This is a genomic window from Alteromonas sp. WD8-37 (genome assembly GCF_055326825.1).
On record NZ_JBUZOV010000007.1, the window covers coordinates 1 to 20065 of the forward strand.

At 54.1% G+C, this 20065-nt stretch carries 15 protein-coding genes; 7 read left to right on the forward strand and 8 right to left on the reverse strand.

Annotated features, from left to right (window positions below):
* Positions 1-699: 699 nt before the first annotated feature.
* Both ACTUJZ_RS13640 and ACTUJZ_RS13645 read left to right on the forward strand, forming a co-directional pair.
* Positions 700-1212 carry a hypothetical protein gene (locus tag ACTUJZ_RS13640; RefSeq protein WP_463636887.1) on the forward strand — a complete coding sequence of 171 codons (513 nt, stop codon included), beginning with the start codon at positions 700-702 and terminating at the stop codon, positions 1210-1212.
* A 203-nt stretch (positions 1213-1415) separates the two neighbouring features.
* Positions 1416-3866 (forward strand): S8 family serine peptidase, encoded by a 2451-nt coding sequence (locus ACTUJZ_RS13645; protein WP_463636888.1) that lies wholly within the window; start codon positions 1416-1418, stop codon positions 3864-3866.
* A gap of 36 nt (positions 3867-3902) precedes the next feature.
* On the opposite strand, the gene ACTUJZ_RS13650 is transcribed toward ACTUJZ_RS13645, so the two are convergent.
* From ACTUJZ_RS13650 to ACTUJZ_RS13675, 6 genes are all read right to left on the reverse strand, one after another.
* Positions 3903-4529 (reverse strand): response regulator, encoded by a 627-nt coding sequence (locus tag ACTUJZ_RS13650; protein ID WP_463636889.1) that lies wholly within the window; start codon positions 4527-4529, stop codon positions 3903-3905.
* On the reverse strand, positions 4526-5218 hold the full coding sequence (locus tag ACTUJZ_RS13655; protein WP_463636890.1) for a sensor histidine kinase: 693 nt from the start codon (positions 5216-5218) through the stop codon (positions 4526-4528). The genes ACTUJZ_RS13650 and ACTUJZ_RS13655 overlap by 4 nt, the downstream gene beginning before the upstream one ends.
* Positions 5211-8324 carry a protein kinase domain-containing protein gene (locus ACTUJZ_RS13660; RefSeq protein ID WP_463636891.1) on the reverse strand — a complete coding sequence of 1038 codons (3114 nt, stop codon included), beginning with the start codon at positions 8322-8324 and terminating at the stop codon, positions 5211-5213. Before ACTUJZ_RS13660 ends, ACTUJZ_RS13655 begins: the two co-directional genes overlap by 8 nt.
* Positions 8325-8462: 138 nt before the next feature.
* On the reverse strand, positions 8463-9299 hold the full coding sequence (locus ACTUJZ_RS13665) for a GAF domain-containing protein (protein ID WP_463636892.1): 837 nt from the start codon (positions 9297-9299) through the stop codon (positions 8463-8465).
* A gap of 3 nt (positions 9300-9302) precedes the next feature.
* Entirely contained in the window at positions 9303-10139 is an 837-nt protein-coding gene (locus ACTUJZ_RS13670; RefSeq protein WP_463636893.1) for a DUF6689 family protein, read from the reverse strand.
* Positions 10140-10229: 90 nt separating this feature from the next.
* A complete protein-coding gene (locus ACTUJZ_RS13675) occupies positions 10230-12713 on the reverse strand; it encodes a S8 family peptidase (protein ID WP_463636894.1) in 2484 nt (827 codons plus the stop codon).
* Positions 12714-12893: 180 nt separating this feature from the next.
* Between ACTUJZ_RS13675 and ACTUJZ_RS13680 the strand changes: the two genes are divergently transcribed.
* The 3 genes from ACTUJZ_RS13680 to ACTUJZ_RS13690 all read left to right on the forward strand — a co-directional run bounded on the left by ACTUJZ_RS13680 (position 12894) and on the right by ACTUJZ_RS13690 (position 15585).
* Positions 12894-13952: a chemotaxis protein gene (locus ACTUJZ_RS13680; RefSeq protein WP_463636895.1), complete on the forward strand. Its 1059-nt coding sequence runs from the start codon at positions 12894-12896 to the stop codon at positions 13950-13952.
* Between the two features lie 9 nt (positions 13953-13961).
* Positions 13962-15014, forward strand: coding sequence for an aldo/keto reductase (locus ACTUJZ_RS13685; protein WP_463636896.1), 1053 nt, complete (start codon positions 13962-13964; stop codon positions 15012-15014).
* Positions 15015-15087: 73 nt separating this feature from the next.
* Complete coding sequence (locus ACTUJZ_RS13690; protein ID WP_463636897.1) at positions 15088-15585, forward strand: GNAT family N-acetyltransferase; 498 nt, start codon at positions 15088-15090, stop codon at positions 15583-15585.
* Here the strand turns inward: ACTUJZ_RS13690 and ACTUJZ_RS13695 are convergent.
* Positions 15582-16742 carry a DcaP family trimeric outer membrane transporter gene (locus tag ACTUJZ_RS13695; protein ID WP_463636898.1) on the reverse strand — a complete coding sequence of 387 codons (1161 nt, stop codon included), beginning with the start codon at positions 16740-16742 and terminating at the stop codon, positions 15582-15584. The genes ACTUJZ_RS13690 and ACTUJZ_RS13695 overlap by 4 nt on opposite strands.
* Positions 16743-16994: 252 nt before the next feature.
* Between ACTUJZ_RS13695 and acs the strand changes: the two genes are divergently transcribed.
* Together acs and ACTUJZ_RS13705 are read left to right on the forward strand one after the other, a co-directional pair.
* Positions 16995-18941: an acetate--CoA ligase gene (acs, locus tag ACTUJZ_RS13700; protein WP_463636899.1), complete on the forward strand. Its 1947-nt coding sequence runs from the start codon at positions 16995-16997 to the stop codon at positions 18939-18941.
* Between the two features lie 8 nt (positions 18942-18949).
* Entirely contained in the window at positions 18950-19606 is a 657-nt protein-coding gene (locus tag ACTUJZ_RS13705; RefSeq protein ID WP_463636900.1) for a response regulator transcription factor, read from the forward strand.
* Here the strand turns inward: ACTUJZ_RS13705 and ACTUJZ_RS13710 are convergent.
* Positions 19603-20058, reverse strand: a complete 456-nt coding sequence (locus ACTUJZ_RS13710; protein ID WP_463636901.1) for an ATP-dependent zinc protease family protein — start codon at positions 20056-20058, stop codon at positions 19603-19605. The two genes, ACTUJZ_RS13705 and ACTUJZ_RS13710, sit on opposite strands and share 4 nt — an antisense overlap.
* Positions 20059-20065: the final 7 nt, after the last annotated feature.

The window sequence follows — 20065 nt, forward strand, 5'->3', positions numbered from 1 at the left end:
AGAACTCTTTGCAAGGTCGATAGCAATTACGTTAGATTCAGCCATGTATGGACTCCTTTTAGAGGTTGTTTGGCGATAACCAAAATACTCCTCCGGGGGTGGAGGAGTCCATACATCGCGAAACTCTGGATCTCCCACATATTCTGAGCAGTTTCAACATTACGAGAAATCCATGGTGATCGCGGCCTGTGCCGCGATGACTCAAAGTTGGGTCACTCCGCCTTCGGGTATTTAGTCATCGCCAAGTACCCCGTCACCGCCAATTAGACCGCCAATTAGACAGTCATCCCGACGAAAGTCTGGATCTCCCACATATTCTGAGCAGTTTCAACATTACGGGAAATTCATGGAGATCGCGGCCTGCGCCGCGATGACTCAAAGTGGGGTCACTCCGCCTTTGGGCTCTCAGTCATCGCCAAGTACCCCGTCACCGCCAATTAGACAGTCATCCCGACGAAAGTCTGGATCTCCCACATATTCTGAGCAGTTTCAACATTACGGGAAATTCATGGAGATCGCGGCCTGCGCCGCGTTGACTCAGGGGTGAGTAGGCCTGCGCCACGATGACCCGGGTAGTGTCACCTTCGGCTCGATAACCAAACAAGTCTGTCATTTTCCCTATAAATAAGGGGAACCCCCTATAGGCAAAAGTCGTAAGCTACGCCATTGTTAAGTCATTATGTTCATGGATGAGTGGTTATGAAGAAGTGGTTAATTGCACTGTCGCTGATTTTGGTCTCTGCCGGAGCCAGTGCTCAGTTAATTCGGTATGACTTTAGCTCGTTAACGTTGTCTGACGGCCAGCCGGGCACAGCGCAGATCAGTGGCTTTATCAGCTATACCGAGTCTTCCAGTGGCAACTTTAATGATTGGGCGGATTTTGAATTTATTTTAGAGACCGACTCGCAGCGTGTGTTGTTTACCGATGCGCATATCAACCAAATTAATATCGTCGATCTTGACGATGGCGTATTTGGTGACGAGGGCGATGAGGGCTTAGCCCTGGCGGCCAGTCCGGATATTGAAGTTTTCACCGGTGAAGCTGCTTACGGGGCGGATACCTGCCTGTTTGATAGCAATCGACAGCGCTGTGCCGGCGGGCTGTTTGCCGTTACCCGCACGATTATCGGCGTGAACGAGCCAGCCGCAGGCATATTGTTCATTCTGGCTGGGCTGATGCTCACCCTGTCGCGGCGCCGTCGCCGCGCCTGATACTTGTTCCCATACGACACTTGGCGCACGGATGCGCATTTTTCCCTGGTATATTCACTATCCCCCCGAGCACGACCCTTTACGCACGGAAGCGTTTTTTTATGTAAACAAATCTGCATGAAATAGGGGGAACCCCTCATAGTCTGACGCCACTTGATTACGGAATACTCAATACTCAATACGTCCTATTAATGAGGTGTTATATGAAATTATTCAAACAACAAACAGTTCTGGCTGCTGCTGTCGCTCTGGCACTGCCTGCCAGCGCACTGGCAAAAACCTTCGATCAAACGCTGGCCGAAGCGCTGGATGCGGCACCCAATGAATTACAACAAGTGATTGTGACCTTCAATGGTAAAAATGGCGTTCTGCCTGACCAGCTCAATGCCTTAAAAGCACTGGGGATCCAGCAAGGCGTCAGCCTGCAGAACCTGCCTATCGTGGGGGTGCTGGCCACCAAAGCGCAGGTCGAAGCGCTGTATCAGCGTGATGATGTAGTGTCGGTCTGGCACAACGATAAACTGGTTCTGGAAAACCACGAATCCACACAAATCACCGGCGTGCAGGCGCTGCGCGATGACCAAAATCTGCGTAATCAGGGGATGCCTTACTCTGGCCGTGGCATTGGGGTCGTGGTCAACGACTCTGGTGTGGATGGCACCCATTCTGATTTGGCCTTCCCTGACCATGTCGTACAGAATGTCTCTGCGCAGCTGAACCTGGCTAGCTTCTCGGATCTGCTGCCGATTACTTATCAGGAAAATGTGGCCAATACCGACATCGCCGGCGGTCATGGTACCCATGTAGCCGGTACGGTTGGCGGAAATGGCGCCAAAAGCAGCGGCTTGCATGCCGGTGTTGCACCGGGGGCGGATATCATCGGCTATGGCTCCGGCGCAGGTTTATTTATCCTGGATACCCTGGGTGGCTTCGACTACGCGTTAACCCATCAGTATGACTACAACATCCGGGTCATTTCCAATTCATTCGGTAATACCGGCGATGTGGGCACCGAGTTTAACCCGGATGACCCGACCAACGTAGCCACCAAGGCACTGGCCGACCGCGGCATTATTACCGTCTTTTCAGCCGGCAACTCTGGCCCGGGTGAATCTACCATTACCGGCAACTTTAAAAAAGCGCCGTGGGTAGTGACCGTGGCTGCAGGCAATAAACGAGGCGAGCTGGCCGATTTTAGTTCACGCGGTGTGGATGGCAAAGGCGGTGAAGCCATGGTCGATGGCGAGGTGTACACCTGGGTGGATCGCCCAACAGTGACCGCCCCGGGCGTGGATGTCATTTCGGCGCGTGCTTCTACCTCCAGCCTGGGCGGTTTAAGTGCCAGCGATGATGCTGATATGATTGAGCCACAACATTTGCCGTTTTATACCGTGTCCAGCGGTACCTCGATGGCGGCGCCCCATGTATCCGGTATTGTGGCACTGATGCTTGAAGCGGACCCGTCACTGCAATGGCGTGATGTAAAACGTATTTTACAGCAAACTGCCACGCCGATGAGCGGGATGGATGCCTGGGAAGTGGGTGCAGGGTATGTCAATGCGCACGCGGCGGTCAACGCTGTGGTCAATGGCGAGCAGGTTTATGGCGACACCGTCAAACTTAACCGAGATTTTAATGCATTTGCCAATATCAGTGAGGGCGACAGCTTTACTTTAACCACCACCTACCTGCCAGCTGGCGAATCACCCACCGAAACTTTTACCGTAGGGCCAGAGGTGTCGATGGTTGTGGCCAGTGCGTCGATTGAAACTGCCACTGCATTTGTATTGGAAGATCCGGCCGGCAACCGTTACGGCAGTGGTATTGGTTTACCGATTTTAGGCTCTTCTGTGGGTACCGCAGCACCGGGCATGCCGGGCGAGTGGAAGCTGTACAGCCGCGGAATCGGTAGTATCAGTGGTGTATCGCTGGATCCCCTGGGTGTTACCAATGGTGTGGGTGTCCCAGGTTCTGCCGATGTGAATATTCGCTTACTGGAAACCTCTGGCTATACTGGCATTGATGATACGCAAGGTCATCCTTCGCAAGCGTTTGTCGAGTATGTGGTGAGCAATCACTTGATGGATGCTACCAACGACGGCTTTGCTCCTGATGCGCCATTAACCGCTGCGCAGTTAGCCGATACCTTAAGTCTAAGCGCCGATGTGCGTCAGGCGCTGGCGGGTAATCAGGCGCTGTTTCACGATGTCGCAGCGAAAGATGCGGCAGCGGTGAACAGTGTCACTCAAGCTGGTGCGGTATTGGCCGATTTGACCATGACCGATGCGCCTTTGATGCAGGCTGAGAGCGGTGAGTTCTTTGGCGCTGACAGCGCGGTGTCTCGCGAAGCCATGGCGTATTCCATGGTTCAGGCATTAGGTCTGCAACAGGCAGCCGAAGCCTTTAACCCGAACGATGACATTGTAGCGGTGGTGTTTGGCCAGGCGGTCACAGTAGCAGACACCCAGGAGATTGCTCCGGCCATGCGTGGTTATGTGCAACAGGCAGTGGCTTTAGGCATTATGCCAGTGCAGGTCGAAGTTCAGCAGGGGCCCTTCGATATGGAGCCTACGTTAGTTGCCTATTTCAACCCAGCAAATACGGTCAGCCGCGGTGAAGCAGCTCTGACAGTGACTCTGGTCGACCAACTATAAACCAGGCTCTATCAGGCAGCCGCCCGGCTGCCTGGGTTATTCCAACAGGCCGGCTTTGCCGGCCATTCTTATCAGCTCAGCCGAGCTTTTCAAATTCAGCTTTTTATAAATATTACTGCGATGGTTTTCGGCAGTTTTCAGGCTCATGTCCAGCAGTTCGGCAATCTGCCGACTGGTGTTACCGGCGGCAACCAGAAAAAACACCTCGCGCTCACGCCGGGTCAGCATGCGAATCGGATTAATATGCGCCACCGGCTCGGCCGGGTGGGTTTCATTTAAATGAGGGAACACAGTTTTGCCCTCGGCCACCTTATTGATCGCTGCAATCAGGGTGTCCTGGGAGGATTCTTTAAGCACATAGCCCTTAGCTCCGGCATCCTGCATGGCCTCTACATACTCAATTTCATTGTGCATCGACAGCACCAGAATTTTGGTTTCACTGCGTTGTGCCAAAATTTTATCGATGGCGACCAGCCCGCTCATTTTGGGCATGGAGATATCCATAACTACCACATCCGGCTTATGGCGCAGCACCAGGGCTAATAGCTCCACGCCATCGCCGCATTCACCCACCACTTCCAGGTTCTCACAAGCTTGCAGCATGGCAGAAATGCCCTGGCGCATCAGCGCGTGATCATCGGCCAATACCAGTTTTATTGTCATAAGGGAACGCTCACTATTACTCGGGTGCCCTGATCGGGGGCAGTATCTATCTGGACTGTTGCGGCAAACGCTTTGGCCCGGTCGGCCAGCGACATTAGTCCCACCCCGGGCTCTATTTTAGCCTGTTCAAAGCCACAGCCATTATCACTGATTTGCATACGCACCACATTGTGATGGGTCAGCACGCTGACATCAATGCGGCTGGCCCGGGCATGTTTAACCGCATTGACCAGACTTTCCTGGGCAATACGAAATAATACTACACTGACCTGACGGTCGAGATTTTCAGGGAGATGAATATCACACTGGTATTCCAGCGGCTCGGCGGCTAACAGACTACGGCACAACCATTTTAATGCCGGCTTAAGGCCTAAGTCATCTAAAATAGTGGGGCTCATGAGGCGTGACATCTGACGTACATCTGCCAGCGCCATTTCGGCTAACTGATGCAATTCGGCCAGTTCCGGGTCTTGTTCGCTAACTGCTTGAAGGCGGCGGGTCAGGCCGGTCAGCAGCTGACCGACGCCATCGTGTAAATCCCGTGACAGACGCGCTTTTTCGGCTTCCTGCTGAGCCCATAGCCGTTTGGCCAGGCCAGCAAAGGTGTCCTGTTCTTCATCCAGCCGGGTTTTTAAATCATGCTGCAAGGCGCGAATTGCTAGCAATTCGTCGCTTAACAGATCAGTCAAAATACGTCTCCTGATAGGCACCGGCCTGTTGTTCATTAAGCTGGTTGAGCCATGCTTGCCGTAACTGGCGGGCCTTGGCCTCAGCACCGGGCACCGCCTGATAATAGATATGATTTCGCCAGTACTGCGGATGTACCGCCAGTTGCTGGCGCAGGCGCTCCTGGTATTGGGTATCGCCGCGTTTGGCATGCAAATAAAGCCAATGTAAGTAGGGCTGGTACAACACCGGCTGATTGAGCATTTCCGCGCGCTGCATCGCGTCGCTGTCAGGGGGCAAGGCAAAGCGCTCCTGCATATCCAGCATGATCTTTAAACTGACCAGCGTGGGCAGATGGTCATTGGCCACCAATTGCTGGTACACCGGGTGCTGCTCATCTACCGGCGAGCCTCGTTGATGTTGCAACGCCAGCGACAGCCAGGCATGGACAGCCTGTTGCTCGAGGCTGGCGTCATTGATCTGGCTATCGGTTTTCGCCAGCGCCTGCTCGCTGCACTGCCAGTCGGCTAGCTTCAGGCATACCTCGGCTAACCACAAGGCGCTTTCCACCTGAGCCTTCACATCGTCGGCAGCCGCAGCCATGGCGTTGGCATTGTGCACCTGGTCCAGCGCCTGTTGCACATTGCCGCGACTAAAGTGCAGGTAGCTAAGCAACAAATGCTGATACAACTGTTCTTGTTTAAGATCGCTACCCAGCTGTTCACTTAGCTGGCCAAGCTGCTGTGCGGCGGCGGTATTATCGCCTTTGACCATCGCCAGATGAATGAGGTTTTGCTGAGTGCGCAGCCGGTGGGTTTCTTCTTCGTTGCGGCTGAACAAGGCCAGTGCCTGTTGCCAGTAGATTTCGGCCAGCGCCATATCGCCAATAAGAAAATGTGCGTACGCCACATTGCTCATACTCAGTGGCTGGGCTTTGACATCACCGGTTTGTACCCGTAAATCCAACCCTTCTTTGTAATAGTTCAGCGCCGAGGTGTAGCGACCTTGTTCTTCATGCAAAAAGCCTAAGGTGTCGAGCACATGGGCTTCTTCTTCCTTATCGCCAATCGTCTCTAAAATGACTAATGCCTCCTCAAGATTCTGTTGGGCGCTTGCAAAGTCTCCCTTTATAGAGGCCACGATGGCTAAATTCGCTAGGGTTTTAGTACGCTCTGCGGGGTATTGTTCGCTGTCCAATAGCTTTAATGCATCATTTAGGTAACTGGCTGCAGAATCATACTGAGCCAGTCTGAGATACGAGACACCAAAAGCATTGAATACCTGGCTTTCGCCAAAGCGATTCTGGTTGCGCCGGTAGGCTACCAGTGCTTCAGTCAGCGTCGATTCCAAAGCGATGTCAATATCACCGGAATTAATCTGAATTTTTGCCAGCTCAAACCATAAGTCACCATTATGCGGCTGCAACTTAAGGGCGGCGTGCAGATCATCAGCAGCGGCGGGCAAATTGTTGGCCCACTGCTTTATGCGAGCACGTTCGGCCAGCAGCTCTGCGCGATCCGGATAAGCAGCGATAAGTGCATCGATACTTTGCTCTGCCAACGGCAGATTATCATCCAGCCGAGCCCGAACCAGATTGCCTTGCAGCTGCCAATAGGCCGGCAGATCGTCAAACGAAAATAACGTGGCGAGGGCTTCGCGCGCCCAGGCGATGTCATTTTGCTGTAACGCCAACTGGGCGCTGGCCAGCCAACTGCCCGGGTAGCCGGGCGCCGCATCCACCAGGGCTTCCACTGCGGCCTGCGGATCCCGGGGTTCTCCTTGCTGGTTGAGCAGGCTGAGCGAAGACAGGTAACTGACATCCGGTAGTGCCACCTCGTAATCCAGCGCGGAAAATAACTGGCTCAGCAGGCGCTGGCTGAAATTCTGGATATCTTGATCCAGGCTGTTTAATGATACGGTCTGGCTCAGGCTGAACGCCGCTTTGTCCGCCGGCATCAGTAAGCCACTGGCGGTTAATAAATAGGTATCGCCGTTGGCCGGTGCAGCATTGAGCATCAGCACCATGTCGGCGCCGGTGGTGGTGGCCAGATCGATGCGATGACTGGGATTGGCCACCGGGGCCAGTGCCAGGTTGTCAATCAGGTTGTGGCTGGTGCTCGCGGGTACCAGAGCCAGGCCGGGGTGCAGTGCCAGCGGGTAGCGCAACAGCCGGGCGATAGTGGCAAGCAACGGAAAATCCGGATCTGCAATCATCACCACCTGTAAGGTTTTATCTGGCAAAACCGGCGAGTCAGTTTGCGGTGAACGCAATAACAGCACGGCCAGCCCCACTGCCACAATAACCAGAACGCCGGCCCAGACTGGTGACCATCGACGACGCTGGGTAAGCAGAACTGACAGGGCAGGGCGCTGGCCGGGTTGGCGATGAGTCAGGCGCGCCAGGCGCTGCTGCTGGCGTAATCGCCACCAGGCGTGACGCAGCGATAATTTAGACAATGCTACGGCAGCCAGCACATCTTTAAGCACCTGGCCGGCACTGTAAATATCAGATTGTGCGGTGGCGGTCCCGCTGGTGAGCACTTCCGGGGCAGCATAATGCTGGTGGCCGCTGGTTTGCAAACGGGACGACATGGCCTGACCGATGCCAAAATCAATCAGCATCAGGGTGTCATCATCGGTGATCAGAATGTTGTCAGGCTTGATATCGCCATGATGAATATCGGCACCCTGGCACGCCTGCACCGCTTCGAGTAGTTGTTGTTCCCAACGCTGATAAAGCTGACGGCTAACCGGCTGGTGCAGCCGTTGTTGCAGCGGCTGGCCAGGTACAAAGGCCATGGTGAAAAAGACATAATCCTGGTCACAAAAAATATCGTGAACACGAATAATATTAGGATGTTGGATCTGGCGCGCTACCACCACTTCGTTGCGCAGATTCTGCAGGGTTACTGCATCGGTATCGGCCTGACCAAGTACTTTGAGGGCAACATCCACTCCCAGCATTTCATCAAAGGCACTGTAGACACTGGCCTGCGCGCCGGCACCCAACGCTTCAATGATGCGAAAACGAGAGGCCAGCAGTTGACCTGGCCTGACAGCATTGCCGGCATGCAATTGTGTGGTTTGTAATGACGATGACTCACCCGGCGATGGCTGAAAGCCGCTCACATAAATACCCCGTTACCCCTGGCTGCTTGCTAAGGTGCCGGCCGCCTTCCATGCGGGGCTGATCAGCTGCGTTTATCCATGCTGACTGACTAGCAGCAAAACTAAGCAAATGTCTTTATTTTTAAACACCTGCACTGACTAATGAAGATGAGTCAGTGTCTTAATCTTGCGTTCAATCGTGTGATAAAGCAAACGCAAAGACAATAAATTTGCCAGTTTGACTGTAAAAGCCACGTCTGCGTCAGCAAAGTAGCGGCGGCCTTGGGTGGAGTCGGCGTAAAGAACACCTAATGTATGCTGGTCGACCGCCAGCGGCACGGCAATGGCTGCCTGAATTTGATTGCGGATCACACTGGCCTGGCTGGCCAGGTGGGCATCTCCTGCAAGGTGGCCGATGGCCAGCGGGGCGCATTGATCTAAACATTGTCGAATAAAGGTGCGGCTGCCGGTAAAACCAGCGCCCTGTAGCCAGTCCGGGTAGCCTACCGGGGCGTGCTGCTCACCGGTGGCATCGACCAAGATCACCGCAGCGCGCTCACAGCCCAGCGCCTGCTGCAGGCATTGCTGGGCAAGTGCGATCAGCGCCTGGGTATTGCTGCATTGTTGTAAGCGTTCACGATGATAAGCAAGCTGTTGCGCCTGCCATACACGCTGGCTGTCCAGTTGTACCACTTCTGTAGCAGTCATCGGGGTCAGCTGGCAGGCCACCGGGCCCAGGGAGACCAGCTGCATTTGGCCAATCGTAAGGGACTGAACCGGCTTGCCCCGGCTGTAACAGCCGGTTGAACTAACATCCTGCAGCGCCCACTGATTATCTGGTAAGGCAGCCACACAGGCATGGCGGCGGGAGACCTGCGGATGTGCAATACAAATATCCGCCTGATCACTGCGGCCAATGGTGTACTGGCGCCCTTCATACAAAAGGTGCTCCTGCACACTGCCATTGGCCTGATTCACCGCCAGCTGTAATGGCATGATTTACCCCTGGGTACGCAAGCTGTAACGCAAGGTATGCAGGCGGCTGAGCAGCTCGCCTTTAACATTGTAAATACCGTTACCGGCGCGCCACACATCGGGCATCAGGTTGCCGCTGGTGCCTTCAATCAGGCTGATAAGCTGATCAGTAAGCGCCAAAGCCATTTCAGTATTGCCAACCAGTAAGGCTGATTGCAAGCTGCCAACTAGCGTGCTCAGCTGGCTGCCCAAAGCGGCTGGCAAATCCTGCTGGTGGGTATACAGGGTATCCTGTAACAAACTGACTTTTTCTGCAGTGATCACCGCATCGTCGCGCTCATCCAGTAAAATAACAAAGTCTGATAACCGGCCAGTACTGCCACGGGCCCGGTAGCTGCCAGTGGTGGTCAACGTGGTGATATCCTCAAAGGTTTCACCTTCATGTGACGTGAATAAGCGCCATGGCACCGCCGGGTCAAAATGCAGGGCGCGGGTATAAAATTCTACTTGTGCTACACCTTCAAAGGCAAAGCCTCTGTCAGCTTTAGGCTCGATGGTAACCAGCACCGGGAAGCCTGAAACACCGCTCACCGCGGCATCTGGCAGGCGATCCACAATGCGCGGATCGGTGGGTAATACCAGCTCGGCAGTGATATCGATATTATTAGGATGCAGACCCACCGCATTATCAAGTTCCATTGACAAGGCCAGGTCGTAGTCTTGCGCCAGCACAAAACTGGCTTCTATTTTGTTATCCTGCATGGTTAGTGTGGCGGGGCTGACCGGCTGGGCATTGGCCCGGGTCGCCACGCTGGTGGTCAAAACCATGCTAAGCAGCACTGTTACTACCAGATTTTTCATATTGTTCGCCTTTTTGTTGCTTGCCTAAAAAATAAACGAAAGCGGTGAGCGAATCAATCGTAGTGGCACGCTCACCGCCAAACTTAACGTTTATTCAGCAAGGTACTGGCTGTAAAGCCGGCTTGCCAGTACAGCATAGTGGGCCCGGGTGATGGTGGTGTCAGGCTCAAAGCGGGCGGTCAGCTCCGGCGTTAAGTCTAGCGGGCTTTGCTCCACCCCAAAGGCCACATTAAGTAACGACAAATTCAGGGCCAGTTGCACATAACCTTTACGTTCACTGGCGATGTCATTCTGGTCAGCCAGCACAATCTCTTCGCCCCGGTAATTTACCACAATATCATCTTCTGGGTTAAAAGCGGTGGCCGCTTCTTGCAGGCCTAAGATCTGCACCAGGGCGTAAGCCATGTCAGACTTGTCCATGCGACCAAACGGGTCGGCGCCCTGACCGTTATCGGGCAGTACCGGGGCTTGCTCACGCAGGTTGTCTTTTAACGCTCCGCCTGACACTGCCACCGCTTCGATAAAGGCTTTATCAAACTGCGGCACCTTGCCTAACTCAGGCTGCGGATCATTGAGCAGGTCACGGTACTGGCGCACCGCGCCGCCCATTACCGCATAGCGGGCAAAATCCTTGCGCTTCAAACGGGCATCGGGCAAAAATTTGTTCTGGTTCATACCGTCCATCAAGCGCTCGCTCACTGCAAACTCAATAGCCCCTTGTTGCGGATGACCAGCAATATCATCCAAACCATTGTAGCCACCACTTTGCTCAAAACTTACTGTAACATCAAAAGATTCTGGTACGCCCGGGCCATTGGTCAGCCCCAGCGGATCAGCCTGGACACCCGACAGGGAAGTTAAACCATATACATAAATGCTCCAGGTACCGGGTTGCGCAGGGGCGGCCACGCGCATAGTCTCTGTTAAAACCGGGGTGCTAAGGTTGCCAAAATATTCTGTACCGTCCGGTGCCACCAATACCAGTTTGGTCAGGTTAGCAAAACTGTTTGCAGAGGCTTTAACTAACACATCCTGCTCGCTCACCTCAAAGGTCTTCATTTCTGGCTCACCGACCGGTGCATAAAACAAATCAAAATTTTCTACCCGGTCACTGGTGCTGACCAATGCATTCGCTTTGAAGGTTTTGTCGGTCAGATTATTGACTGTAACCCGATGATCCATGTCGTAGTCCAGCGCTGCAGCCACTGCTGAACGTGCATTTACATAGCCGCCGCCCACTTCCCAGCGCTCATAGCCTGGCATATTGGTCGCAGTTTCCTGTAGCAGTTTTTTGATAGTCAGATTGTCCAGATTCGGGTTAGCTTCCAACATCAATGCGATAATGCCCGACACATGGGGGGTAGCCATGGAAGTACCTGAAATCATGGTATAAAACGGCAGGTTTTCGGTTTCAATAGCATCCACGTCGGCGTCCCCGCCGTTGGCGGCCAGGTTGGTGGAGGCGCGGGTTGAGATGATATCCACACCCGGGGCCACGATGCTAACCTCATTGTTGTAGGTCCATTCGCTGCCATCCGGCATGGTAAAGTCGCCACTTTCTGATTTTAGTCCGCGCGATGAGAAGCCGGCCAGGTTGCCATTTTTATCACCGGCGCCCACTGATATGCCCCACGGAATTTGCGCGTAGGGGTTGTGCGAGTCTTCGCCCGGACCTGAATTACCCGCAGCAAATACACTTAAAATACCCAGTTTATGGGCTTTATAGGTGGCCAGTGACACCGGACCGAGCGGCTCATATTTTCCACTTGAGCCCCAGGAGTTGCTGATAATACGGATAGGGCTGTTGTAGCTGTATAAATTATTGATGGCAAAATCAAAACCGCCAATAGTGTCGAGCAGCAGAACACCACCGCCTGAGCCGTAGCCAATCAGATCGGCGTCGGGTGCCGCACCCACATATTTACCCTGGGACATCATCCCGTTACCGGCAATGGTACCCGCTACATGAGTGCCGTGGCCGGAGTTGGTGTCGGTGTTAACCTGGCCGGTCAGCACGATACCGTCGGTCATGCCGGTAATGCTGATAGCTGAGGCATGGGTTAGCGCCTGCACATTTTCTACCACGGTATCGCCAAAGAAATGATCCTGGTGCGAGGCATCTACACCGGAATCGTTAACCATAATCGTAACGCCCTTACCGGTATAATTAACCCCGTTGCGGCTCTCAAAATCCGGTGTTTGCAGGTCGGCCACGCCGGTGATCTGGCGAGCATCGGCATTAAAATAGCGCATCTTGCGGTTGGCAAAGACCGAGCGCACATTATCCAACTGGGCAATGGCTTCAATTTGCGGTTTGGTCGCCAGCACCCCGATGATGGGCAGAGATTTAAATTGCACGCCCTGGGAAATGCCCAGGTTCAGCAATTGCTGAATTTGTGATTCGGCCAGCGGGGCCATCTGATCAAAGGTCACCACCGCCATAATGGGCTGGTCTACCGGCAGGGTCGTTAAGGTCGAAGCCAGTTCATTTCCGATATAGGCATCTGCCAGTGCGTGTTGGGCCGGCGCGGCAAGCATGGCAGCGGTTAAGGTCGATAGGGCAAATTTTTTCATGGGTATCTCCCGAGAACTGGCCTGCACGGAGTCGTAGAGCCAGTGTGTGATTTTTGACCTTGCTACTATGCGCAGGTTAAGTCGCCACCGGCTATAGGGGGTTCTCCCTATATTGCTGCAATAGAAATTTCATAATTTTTGGCTAGGCTTGAGGTTCTCTCGTTAAATCTGGTGACCCTGATGAAGTTTGCGTCGATAAAATCCCGTCTGTTACTGATGCTGGTGGTATGTATGGCGGGCATGGCCCTGCTGGTGGCGAGTCAGCACTATTTTACTCAGCAGCTGGTGGGCTTGCATCAGCAGCGCGATACCCTGTTACGACTGGGCCAGGACCTATTACAAATGCGCCGCCATGAAAAAGATTTTTTGCTGCGTCATCAGCTGGATTATTTTCACCGCTTTAACGCCCAGGCTGAGGCGTTCGAAAAAGATTTGGCGGCACTGGAAAAAAACTACCAGCTGGCAGCCCAAACCGACTCGCTGGCCGGCAGCCAAACCGCCTATGCACAACTGTTTGGCCAGGTGGTGCGCCTGCAAACTCGCATCGGGCTGCATGCTGAGCATGGTCTGCGTGGCGAATTGAGTCAGATTGAACAGCGCTTGCTGGCGCAGGTCGGGTCATCCGCAGCGCTGGCCCGAACACAGGCTGCATTGCAGCAATTTTTGCTGAGCCGCACACCGGCCAGCCAGCAGCAATTTGAGCAGGCAGCGGCTGCCTTGCTCAAATCCAACCAAGAACAGCCGATGCGTACTCTGGTGGAGCGCTATATCACCACCTTTGATGCCCTGGCTCAGGCTATGCGACAGATGGGGCTCACCCACACCGATGGCCTGCACGGGCGTTTTCGCCAGCGGGCGCACCAAATGGAAGCCGCGCTGGGCCAGATTGATGAGGCGCTGGGCCCGGTCATTGCCCGCCAGGAGCAGCATGTTCAGCGGGTGAGTATCAGTATCGCCTTAGGAACATCTGGCGTACTATTGCTGTTGCTGGTCAAAAGCTTCGCTACTTTTCATCAGGCTTTTGCCAATTTTGTAATGTTTTTTTACCGCTGCAAACGCCAGTATCAGCCGATTGACGCCCGCCAACTGGGCTTTGCCGAGTTTCGCTCACTGGCCGAGCTGGCCAACGAGATGGTGGAGTCCCGGCGCGATGCCGAACGCCGACTGGCAGCGGCCGAAGCGCAACTGGCGCAGGCCGGGCAGGTGTCATCGCCGGGCTCATCAGGCAGCACACCATAAGGAATAACTATGCAATATCACCCGTTGGGTAACTCCGGGCTGCAGGTGTCAGAAATTTGTTTAGGCACCATGACCTGGGGGATCCAAAATACCCAGCAAGATGCCGACGCCCAGATGGCTATGGCGCTGGATGCCGGTATCAATGTGTTAGATACCGCTGAGATGTACCCGGTGCCACCCAATCAGCCCACCTATGCCGACACGGAACGGGTGATTGGCCACTGGCTGGCTGCCAATCCACAGCAGCGTGATAAGCTGGTGATCATGACCAAGGTCGCCGGCAATGGGGTCAGTTGGATCCGCGACGGCGCTGATATCGATGCCGCCGCCATCCATCAGGGCATTGATGCGTCGCTGGCGCGGCTGAAGACTGATTATATTGATGTGTATCAGTTGCACTGGCCCAATCGGCCCACGCCGCATTTTGGCAAACAATGGCCGGCTAAAGTGAACCCGCTTACGTTGGACCGCAGCCGCGAGGTGGCCGGCATGCGCAGCATGGTCGAAGCGCTGGGCAGCGCGATTAAGCAAGGAAAAATCCGCCACTGGGGCTTATCCGACGATACGCCCTGGGGCATTCACACCTTCTTACGCTTATGTGATGAGACCGGCGTACCGCGCCCTGTGTCTATTCAAAACGAATTTAGCCTGCTACACGCCAAAGACTGGCCGTATCTGATTGAGCTGTGTGCATTGGAAAATATTGCCTATTTGCCCTGGTCGCCCTTAGCAACCGGCTTGTTAAGCGGCAAATATCGCGATGGCGCACGCCCGGCCGGCGCGCGCTGGAGCTTCGACCAGCGTCAGGGGTTTTTCCGCGACACACCGGCCGCGCATGCCGCGACCGCTGCTTATTGCCAGATTGCTGAGCAAGCCGGCATGACCCCAGCGCAACTGGCGCTGGCCTGGGTTAAACAGGTACCTGGGGTGACTTCGACCATCATCGGAGCCACCAGCACCGACCAGCTGGCCGACAATATTGCGGCGTTTAGCCAGCCACTGAGCCCAGAGCTGATGTCGCAGATCGACAGCATCTTTAAACAGTACCCGCAGCCATACTGATCAAGATTGACCCGCCGCTGTGCCGGCGGGTACATTTACCTATCAATCAATTATTTCAACCCACCAGAGCAGCATGACCGCGGACACCCAAATCATAGCTTTTAATTCTGCTGAGCCAGCCCACAAGGAAGCATTTTACCGGCTGAATAAGCACTGGATTGAACAACATTTTGTGATGGAGGCGGCAGATTATCGGGCACTGGAGCAGCCCGAGAAGATCATCGAGAATGGCGGGCATATCTTGCTGGCCAAGCAGGCCGGCAGCATTTGCGGTACTTGTGCATTGATTGCCATGGCGGACGGGCGCTTCGAGCTGGCCAAAATGGCGGTCGCAGACAGTCATCAGGGGCAGGGGATAGGCCGGCGTTTGGGCCAGGCGGCTATTGATTATGCGCAACAGCAGGGCGCACCAGGTCTTTATCTGGAAAGTAACCGTTCGCTGACCTCAGCCATCAATTTGTATCGCGCGTTGGGATTTGAAGAAGTTTCCGGGGTGGTGTCACCCTATGCACGCTGCGATATCCAAATGGCCGTATGGTTCGCCCGTACACAGGGTGAGAATGCGGGTTAAAACGCGTATTTAGCAGAAAATTGCAGGCGATTCATATCACCGCTTAAGCCAGACTCTACTTCACGCTTGGCAAAGCCGTACTCGGCACCCACTGTGAGTGCTTTAAACGGTGAATACAAATAGTTGATTCGCGCACTGTACGAGCGCTGGGTCACATCAAAGCCCGTTAATGCTGTATCGTTATCGATCTCCATGGCCGACATCATCACAGTAGTCCGCGCTTTAGCGCTCCACAAGTGCCGGTAAGAGATGGCAAAACCGTACGAATCAATGGCTTCTAAGTTGTTGGTCGCCGGATCAATGACCGCGTCGTTGGCATTGTTCAATGCAGTATACCGCCCCATACCGGTACCGGCATTGGCCATCATGCGTACATCATCGCCATTGGCAAATTTAACTTTGCTCGAGACAGCCACACCGTAGCTGGTTTCATCATCATCCACCGTGGTGCCGTTGTCGTAGGACAACTGGCGCAGTAAACCGGCTACCTTGACATGGCCCCAGTCGCCGTCCACCTGGTAGGCAGCAATCAAGTCGGGCAATGCATTATCATCGGCCACAATGCGGCCATTGCCACCCACCGGCGAGATGGTTGATTCCGGGTTTTCCAAAGCCAGTTGCAAACCGCCATTGGTATAGCGCACCATGGTCTGACGCCCGAACGTGATGCCATCGGTGATACCGATAAAATCCAGCGATTCGGGTAAAATAGACACATCCATCATGGTGGTCCAGGTCTGACCCACTAGCCAATTCTGATATTCCAGATACGCATGGCGGACCCGCGGCTGGTACGAGTTACTGATGCGCTCATTACCACCGGTGGTCACGATAAAATCCAGCTCAAGCACACCTTTAATCGCATCACCATTGGCGGTGGGGGTGGCGGTGGCAAAGCGAAAACGTGACTGGCGGATATGGGCATCAAATTGAGTGCCTTCATCAGGCTGGCCGACCGGGGTCAGTGCCGGGATATAAAAATCCCGGCCCACACTGCCGGTGGGGATGGTGCCATCTGAGTAATTGCTGATCAGGGCATCGGTTTTGATGTAGCCAGAAAATTTGACCTGGGTGTCATCCAGTGCAGCGGCACTGGCCGCACTGCTGCCCAGCGCCAGGGCACAGGCCAGCGCTGTGGTGTGTAATGTGTGTTTCATGATGGTCCTGTCTTTTTTGTTTTCGTAAACGGCATGTTAAAAATAAATGAATGCCTGTAGAGTGAACGAATACTAGTATTTTGCAAATAAGCGGATAGTCTCATAAAGCCTGCGGCGCTGCCAGCGTCGTAGAGGCGCGGCGCAGTAACCGGTTGGTGGTAAGACCAAAGTCGCATTTTGGTTTAAACGAGACCCGCTACATTGATGTACCTATACCTTATCGGACAATTTTTACATCGGAGGCGCACTATTATGACTGCCAGTAAAACCTATCCTGTTCCAGAGCATATCCAGCAAACCACCCACCTGGATGAACAAACTTATAACAAAATGTATCAGGAGTCGGTGCAAAACCCGGAAAAATTTTGGGGCCAACATGCCGACTTCTTAGAGTGGTACACCGCGCCCAGTAAGATTAAAAATACCCGCTTTGCCAAAGATGATGTGTCGATTAAGTGGTTTGAAGATGGCGAACTCAATGCCAGCTACAACTGTATCGACCGCCACCTAGCCAACAATGCCAAAAAAACTGCGCTATTTTGGGAAGGTGACTCACCAGAAGACAGCGAAGTTATCACCTACCAGCAACTGCATTATGAAGTGTGCAAGCTGGCCAATGGCTTAAAAAAACTCGGGGTGGAAAAAGGCGACCGGGTGGCGATTTATATGCCCATGGTGCCGCAGGCGGCCTATGCCATGCTGGCCTGTGCTCGGATCGGCGCGGTGCATTCGGTGATCTTTGGCGGCTTTTCGCCCAATGCGATTGCCGACCGAATCAATGACAGCGCCGCCAAGGTGGTGATCACCTGTGATGAAGGCCGCCGCGGTGGGCGCAGTGTGCCGTTGAAGCAAAATGTGGATAAAGCACTGGCCAACGATGCCTGTCCGTCCATCACCCATGTGATTTGCCATAAGTTAACCGGTGGCGATGTGGCCTGGAATGATAAGTTGGATGTGGTATGGGAAGAGCTGGTGGATGACTGCTCGGCGCAATGCGAGCCGGAAGTGATGAACGCCGAAGATCCACTATTCATTTTGTATACATCGGGCTCTACCGGCACGCCCAAAGGCGTGGTCCACACCACGGGCGGTTACCTGCTGTATACCGCCATGACCTTCAAATATGCCTTTGATTATCAGCCGGATGATGTCTACTGGTGCTCGGCCGATGTGGGCTGGATCACTGGCCACAGCTACATGGTGTATGGCCCGCTGGTGAATGGTGCTTCTCAGGTGTTTTTTGAAGGTGTACCCACCTATCCGGATGTGCGCCGTATTGCGCAGGTCATCGAAAAATACAAAGTAAACAGCTTTTATACCGCACCGACCGCGATCCGGGCACTGATGGCCCATGGCGATAAACCGGCCGAAGGCTGCGATCTGTCTTCACTGCGGGTACTGGGCACGGTAGGCGAACCCATCAATCCGGAAGCCTGGGAATGGTACTATCGGGTAATTGGCCAAAGCCGCTGCCCAATTATGGATACCTGGTGGCAGACCGAAACCGGTGGCCATATGATCACCCCGCTGCCGGGCGCCACAGCGTTAAAGCCCGGCTCGGCAACCCGGCCGTTCTTCGGCATCACACCGGCATTGTTTGATGCTGATGGCAAAGAATTAGACGGCAAGGCAGAAGGTAATCTGGTAATCAAAGACAGCTGGCCCAGCCAGGCGCGTACCGTGTATGGCGACCACGAGCGCTTTATCAGCACCTATTTTAGTACCTATGAAGGCGTTTACTTTACCGGCGACGGCGCGCGTCGCGACGAAGATGGCTATTACTGGATCACCGGCCGGGTAGATGATGTGCTTAATGTGTCGGGCCACCGTTTAGGCACTGCCGAGATTGAAAGTGCGCTGGTGGCACATTCCAAAGTGGCCGAAGCCGCGGTGGTAGGCTTCCCGCACGATATCAAAGGGCAGGGGATCTATGTGTATGTCACACCTAACGATGGGGTGGAAACCAGCGAAGCACTGACTCAGGAGCTGCGCGACTGGGTGCGTAAAGAACTCAGCCCGATTGCCACGCCGGACATGATCCAGTGGTCGGCTGGCCTGCCCAAAACCCGCTCAGGTAAAATAATGCGTCGCATCTTGCGCAAGATTGCTGCCAATGAGCATGACCAGCTGGGCGATACCTCAACATTGGCGGACCCGTCGGTTGTTGATACACTGATTGAGCAAAGGCTCAATAAATAAGGAACTGCATGATAACGCTGCTGATCGCGGATGACCATCCGCTCTACCGGGATGCCCTCAAAGGCGCGTTATCACTTAATCTGCCGGCCTTGACCCTGCTTGAGGCCGGTGATCTCACCTCTACCGTGGCGCTACTACAGCAACACGATGTCGATTTACTGCTGCTGGATTTACACATGCCCGGCAGTCATGATCTGTTTGGCTTACTGCATATTCGCAAATTGTTTCCTGAGCTGCCGGTGGCAGTGGTGTCAGGCACTGAAGATCCGGCGCTGATTGCCAAAATTGTCGGTGTGGGTGCGCTGGGGTTTATTCCCAAAACCGCCAGTTCGGCGGATATTGCCGCAGCGGTGGAAGCGATTTTAGATGGCGATATCTGGCTGCCTGAAGATTTAGGTGAACAGCTTGAAGAGGTAGATGCGCAGTTCAGTGAGCTGGCCGATAAGGTGGCCACCCTGACGCCATCCCAATACAAGGTGTTGTGTTATATGCGCGATGGCCTGCTCAATAAGCAGATTGGTTTTAATCTGGATATCGCCGAGGCCACGGTCAAAGCCCATGTTACGGCGATATTTAAAAAGCTGGGGATTAACAACCGGACCCAGGCGGTGCTGATTGCCTCGCAACTGGAGCTGGAGCCACCAGCGGCGGCCCCTGAGCGTTAGCGGCTGGTCGCTGTTTCCGGGCGGGTTAGTAGATAATCAAATTCCGGGTCGACAATAAAACGCCCTTGCATAGCCTCGCGGCCCAGTAACATCAGGTAAGTCATCTCAGAGCGATCGGTCAGGGTCAGCTGAATATCCCACTGCTGGTTGTCCATCTTAATCGGTGTTTGAATCACATAGCGGCGCTCGCGGGTGGCGGTGGAGCTTTTCACCCGCTTTTGGCCCAGTACCGGCGCCTGACGCCGGATCACCTTAGACACATTATGAATATCCGGGTGAATATCAAAACTCACCCAGAGGTCGCCCTCCTGCTCGAACTCTTCAATATTGTCCACATGCAACGATGATGTGGCTGCGCCTGTGTCTACGCGCACATGTAAGTCAGTGATAGCCAATTTAGGCAGATCACATAACTCCAGTGCGCCGACGACGTGCTTTTGTGATGTTGTCATCCTGTAG